The organism is Aeromonas sp. QDB68, from assembly GCF_027707405.1.
Lineage (GTDB): Bacteria > Pseudomonadota > Gammaproteobacteria > Enterobacterales > Aeromonadaceae > Aeromonas > Aeromonas caviae.
In genome coordinates this window covers 1-1007 of the sequence record NZ_JAPCIQ010000223.1, presented here as the reverse complement: position 1 = coordinate 1007, position 1007 = coordinate 1, and the positions used below count along the sequence as shown (strand labels likewise).

The 1007-nt window shown below is 60.2% G+C and carries 1 protein-coding gene; it reads left to right on the top strand.

Translation table 11 applies throughout. From position 1 onward, the window contains the following. Positions 1-28: 28 nt before the first annotated feature. Positions 29-976: an IS30-like element ISAs2 family transposase gene (locus PG892_RS22340; protein ID WP_019706001.1), complete on the top strand. Its 948-nt coding sequence runs from the start codon at positions 29-31 to the stop codon at positions 974-976. The last annotated feature ends 31 nt before the right edge of the window (positions 977-1007 follow it).

Here is a 1007-nt window from a genome sequence, read left to right as displayed (position 1 = left end):
TGCTCGCCAAAGTAAAAGCAGTATCACCATGAGCTATCAGCAGTTGACCGAGGGGCAACGATACCAGTTATCGGTGCTTCGCGCACAGGGGATGTCCATCCTTGCCACCGCACGCGCCATTGGCGTTCATCGCTCCACCCTCTACCGGGAGCTGCGTCGTAACGCCGGGCCGCAGGGCTACCAGCCAGACAATGCGCATCAGCACGCCACCCACCGACGGGCCAGTGCGGCCAAATCTCGGCTATCTGCCGATGTCATCCAGTTTGTCGAGCTGACACTCGCCTGGTGGTGGAGCCCGGAGCAGATAAGCGCGGTGGGCAAGCAGATAGGCCTCATGGTGAGTCACGAGTGGATATACCGCCATGTGGCCGCCGACAAAGCCCGGGGTGGCCAGTTGTACCGCCATCTGCGCCAGGGCCACAAGCGCTACCGCAAGGGGGCGAGCAGCCTGCGTTCTCCCATCAAGGAAGCCCGCTCTATTGATGAACGGCCGGCTATCGTCGATAGCCGGGAGCGGCTCGGTGATTGGGAGGCGGACACGGTGCTGGGCAAGCAAGGCACAGGTGCACTGGTCACCCTGGTGGAGCGCAAGAGCCGGCTCTATCTGGTCAAGCGGGTCGCGAGCAAACAGGCTGGGGTGGTGCGGGATGCGATAATCGAGATGTTAACGCCCTACATCGAGCAGGTGCATACCATCACCTTTGACAACGGCGGCGAGTTTGCCGAACACAAGGCGATAGAGGAAGCGCTGGGTGCCGAGACTTACTTTGCGCACCCTTACTCTTCGTGGGAGCGCGGTCTGAACGAGAACAGCAATGGGCTGTTGAGGCAGTTTATCCCAAAGGGAACAGACCTGAGAGAGGTCACGGACGAGGATGTCAGGAGAGCGGAGCAGTGGCTCAACCTACGACCTCGGAAATGTCTCGGATTCAGGCAGCCTGTCAAGGTATTCGAAGAGTACCGTCAGGCGGCATAGGCGAGTGTCGCACTTCGAAGTTGAATTCGCG